Genomic DNA, 3,770 nt, shown 5'->3' with positions numbered 1-3,770 from the left:
GCACTTCCATGTGTCGCTGTGGGCCGGTGGCGATTGCCTGTTCGCTGATCGGCAGCAGCCTTTGTCGACGCTCGCGCTGCAGTTCATCGCCGGCGTGCTGGCGCATTCGGCCGCGCTGTGCGTGCTGGCCGCGCCGACGGTCAACAGCTACAAGCGGCTGGTGGTCGGCGAATCGCTGTCGGGCACGAGCTGGGCGCCCGCCTACGTGGCACATGGCCCGAACAACCGGACCGCGCTGGTGCGCACGCTGAACGGCCGCTTCGAATGGCGCGTGCCGGATGCATCGGCGAATCCGTACCTGGCGACCGCGGCGCTGATCGCGGCCGGCCTCGACGGCATCGAGCGCGGCCTCGACCCCGGCCCGGCCTGCACCGACGACCTGTTCCAGCTGTCGCTCGCGCAGATCCGCGAACGCGGCATCGGGCTGCTGCCGCAGGGCCTGGGCGAGGCCGTCACGGCGCTGGAGGCCGATGCGGTGATCCGCGCCGCGCTCGGCGAGACACTGGCCGGCGAGTTCATCCGCCTGAAGCGCGCCGAGTGGACCGAGTACGCGCGCCACGTCAGCGGCTGGGAGATCGCGCGGTACGCTAGCGCCTTTTGATCCGCCCCCTCGAATGACCTCTCCGACCTCGGCCTCTGCGGCCGCCGGCCCTGCGCACGCGCCGTGGCTCTCCTACCTCTGCCTCGGCAGCTCGATGGCCCTGGTGGGCAGCTACGTGGGACTGTCGAAGCTGCTGCTCGCGGTGTTCCCGGTGTTCCTGCTGGCCTGGCTGCGCTTCGGCATGGCGGCCGTCGCGATGGCCGGCTGGGTGCGGCGGCGCCCCGGTGAAGCGCCGCTGAGCCGGCACGACCGCATCCTGCTGTTCTTCGAATCGTTCTTCGGCAACTTCCTGTTCTCGATCTGCATGCTGTTCGGCGTCGGCATGAGCTCGGCGCTGGCCGCCGGCGTGATCATGGCGGCGATCCCGGCCGCGGTGGCGATCCTGTCGCGGCTGTTCCTGAAGGAGCGCATCCTGCCGCGCGTCGCTGCCGGCATTGCCTGCGCGGTGGGCGGCATCGCGCTGGTGTCGGTGGTGGCGCACGGCGGTGAGGACAAGGGCAGCTCGCTGCTCGGCAACCTGCTGCTGTTCGGTGCGGTGCTGTGCGAGGCCTCGTACGTGGTGATGGGCAAGAAGCTCGCCGGCAACGTCTCGGCCAAGCGCATCAGCGCGCTGGTCAACCTGTGGGGGCTGGCGCTGGTGACGCCGTTCGGGCTGTGGCAGGCCTGGTCGTTCTCGTTCGGCGCGGTGCCGGCGGCGTCGTGGTCGCTGCTGCTGTTCTATTCGCTGGCGGCCAGCATGGTCACCGTGTGGCTGTGGATGACCGGGCTGCGCCACGTGCCGGCCTCGTCGGCGGGGATCTTCACGGTGCTGCTGCCGATCAGCGCGGCCGTGGTCGGCGTGGTGTTCCTCGGCGAGCGGATCAGCGTGACGCAGGCCGCCGCGTTCGGGCTCGCGATCGCCGGCGTGCTGCTGGCGACCTGGCCGTCGCGTTCACGCCAGAACTGATTCGCTGCGCGCGATGCGCGCGACCTCGCGCGCCGGCTCGGTCTTGAGCTTGTGGTCCGACCACACCTGGCGCCAGCGGCGCGCGCCGGGCAGGCCGTTGCGCAGGCCCAGCATGTGGCGCACGACGCGCGACCACGGCTCGCCCTTCAGGCCGACGCGCTCCATGTAGTCGACCATCTGCTGCTCGATGGCCGCGCGGTCGAGCTCGTGGTGCGGCACACCGAAGAACAGCGCGTCCCACTGCGACATCAGCCACGGGTTGTGATACGCCTCGCGGCCCAGCATCACGCCGTCGAGGTGCTGCAGCTGTTCGGTGATCTCCTCCTGCGTCGTGACGCCGCCGTTCAGCACGATCGTCAGGTGCGGGAAATCGCGCTTCAGCCGGTGCACCGTCTCGTAGCGCAGCGGCGGCACCTCGCGGTTCTCCTTCGGGCTGAGGCCCTTCAGCCACGCATTGCGCGCATGCACGATGAAGACCTCGCAGCCGGCCTCGGCGATCTGGCCGACGAAGTCGCGCACGAATTCGTAGCGCTCGTCCTGGTCGATGCCGATGCGGTGCTTCACCGTCACCGGGATGGCCACCGCATCGCGCATCGCCTTCACGCTGTCGGCTACCAGCGCCGGCTCGTTCATCAGGCAGGCGCCGAACGCGCCGCGCTGCACCCGCTCGCTCGGGCAACCACAGTTCAGGTTGACCTCGTCGTAGCCCCATTGCTCGGCGAGCTTCGCGCAGAAGGCCAGGTCGGCCGGCTCGCTGCCGCCGAGCTGCAGCGCCACCGGGTGCTCCTCGGCATTGAAGTCGAGGTGGCGCGGCCGGTCGCCGTGGATCAGCGCGCCGGTCGTGACCATCTCGGTGTACAGGCGCGTCTGCTTCGTCAGCAGGCGGTGGAAGTAGCGGCAGTGGCGATCGGTCCAATCCATCATCGGGGCGACGGACAGGCGCCAGGGGGATGCAGGCAGCGCGGGATCGGACATCGGCGTAACGAAAGGCGGCAAAGACGCCATTGTCCATCCACCGCCAATGCCCCTTCCGGAGGACGCTTCGTGACGGCGTGCGCAGTCGGCAGGCAGGGGATTGTCAACTAGTGTGAGCGGATGTATCGGAGCGGCTTGTCTTGTCTACATTGCGCCCATCGCCTCTCGAGGCCGCTTCGAAAACTCCGATGCCACAGCCCTCCCACCGCGGCTTCACGCTCATCGAACTGATGATCGCCGTCGCCATCGTCGCGATCCTCGCGAAGATCGCCCTCCCCGCCTACACCGACTACCTCAAGCGATCGCGCGTGCCGGCCGGGCTCGATGCCTTGTCGGCCTACGCGATCCGCATGGAGCAGTACTACCAGGACAACGCCTCCTACGGCAACAGCAATGCCACCGCGTGCGCACTCGCCGCGCCGAGCGGCGTCGACAGCTTCAGCTTCAGCTGCGCGCTCACCAGCACCACCCAGTACAAGCTCACCGCCACCGGCAGCGGCCGACTCGCCGGCTACAGCTACTCGATCGACTACGCGGGAGCGCGCAGGACCGAGGCCCACCCGAAGGGCACGCCCTCCGGCAACTGCTGGTCCACCCGGGGGTCGACATGCGAAGGCTGAACCCGCAGCAGCGCGGCTACTCGTTGATCGAGTTGCTGGTCGCGCTGACGATCTCGGCGATCCTGATCGGCGCCGGCATGCCGGCCTTTGCCGACTACCTGCGCAACAGCAAGCTGCGCGAGGCCGGCAACACGCTGCTCGCCGATGCGCTGTACGCGCAGAGCGAGGCCATCAAGCGCAACGCGGCGCTGTCGCTGGTGGTCTCCGGCACGTCGGTCAGCGTCACGGACGCCGGCGGCACCACGGTCCGGCAGCGCGCGCAGCCCGACGGAGTGTCGGCCACCGCCGACGTGACCGTCGCCCTCGACAGCTCCGGCCGCCCTGCTGCCGATGCCTCCATCAACCTGCAGATGGCAAGCGTGACCTGCTCTGCCGACATCCGCTGCCCCGGCCTGCGCCTGGATGCCGGCGGTGGCATCCGCCTGTGTGGAGACAACACCTCATGCAATTGATCTCTCGTCAACGCGGCATCGGCCTGATCGATGCGCTGGTCGCACTGAGCATGCTGGCCTTCGGCATGCTCGGCATGACCCGCATGCAGGGCCGGCTCATCACCCAGGGCAGCGACGTGCAGATGCGACTGATCGCCTCGCGCGCGGCCGAGGAACTGCTCGGCACCGTGCTGGCC

At 69.3% G+C, this 3,770-nt stretch carries 5 protein-coding genes and 1 pseudogene; 5 read left to right on the top strand and 1 reads right to left on the bottom strand.

What is annotated here, in order from left to right:
• Positions 1-601: pseudogene (locus AC1D15_RS21645) on the top strand (type III glutamate--ammonia ligase); the annotation flags it as partial.
• Between the two features lie 13 nt (positions 602-614).
• Positions 615-1,547: a DMT family transporter gene (locus AC1D15_RS21640; RefSeq protein WP_465113598.1), complete on the top strand. Its 933-nt coding sequence runs from the start codon at positions 615-617 to the stop codon at positions 1,545-1,547.
• Here AC1D15_RS21640 and dusA read toward each other — a convergent pair.
• On the bottom strand, positions 1,533-2,522 hold the full coding sequence (gene dusA, locus AC1D15_RS21635) for a tRNA dihydrouridine(20/20a) synthase DusA (protein WP_477827590.1): 990 nt from the start codon (positions 2,520-2,522) through the stop codon (positions 1,533-1,535). The two genes, AC1D15_RS21640 and dusA, sit on opposite strands and share 15 nt — an antisense overlap.
• A 188-nt stretch (positions 2,523-2,710) precedes the next feature.
• Between dusA and AC1D15_RS21630 the strand changes: the two genes are divergently transcribed.
• The 3 genes from AC1D15_RS21630 to AC1D15_RS21620 form a co-directional block, all read left to right on the top strand.
• Positions 2,711-3,142, top strand: coding sequence for a type IV pilin protein (locus AC1D15_RS21630; protein ID WP_477827589.1), 432 nt, complete (start codon positions 2,711-2,713; stop codon positions 3,140-3,142).
• Complete coding sequence (locus tag AC1D15_RS21625; RefSeq protein WP_477827588.1) at positions 3,130-3,594, top strand: GspH/FimT family pseudopilin; 465 nt, start codon at positions 3,130-3,132, stop codon at positions 3,592-3,594. The genes AC1D15_RS21630 and AC1D15_RS21625 overlap by 13 nt, the downstream gene beginning before the upstream one ends.
• The coding region (locus AC1D15_RS21620) for a type IV pilus modification PilV family protein (RefSeq protein WP_477827587.1) at positions 3,585-3,770 on the top strand (186 nt) is incomplete at its 3' end. The genes AC1D15_RS21625 and AC1D15_RS21620, both read left to right, overlap by 10 nt.

The sequence above is a fragment of the Rhizobacter sp. P2_H2 genome, assembly GCF_056403375.1.
Note: the sequence above shows the minus strand (reverse complement) of the source record. Positions and strands in the feature narration are given on the sequence as shown.

Excerpts from the sequence above, each read along its gene's own strand:
- AC1D15_RS21630 (WP_477827589.1), top strand. The coding sequence starts at position 2,711 with ATGCCACAGCCCTCCCACCGCGGCTTCACGCTCATCGAACTGATGATC.
- AC1D15_RS21640 (WP_465113598.1), top strand. The coding sequence starts at position 615 with ATGACCTCTCCGACCTCGGCCTCTGCGGCCGCCGGCCCTGCGCACGCG.
- dusA (WP_477827590.1), bottom strand. The coding sequence starts at position 2,522 with ATGTCCGATCCCGCGCTGCCTGCATCCCCCTGGCGCCTGTCCGTCGCC.
- AC1D15_RS21625 (WP_477827588.1), top strand. The coding sequence starts at position 3,130 with ATGCGAAGGCTGAACCCGCAGCAGCGCGGCTACTCGTTGATCGAGTTG.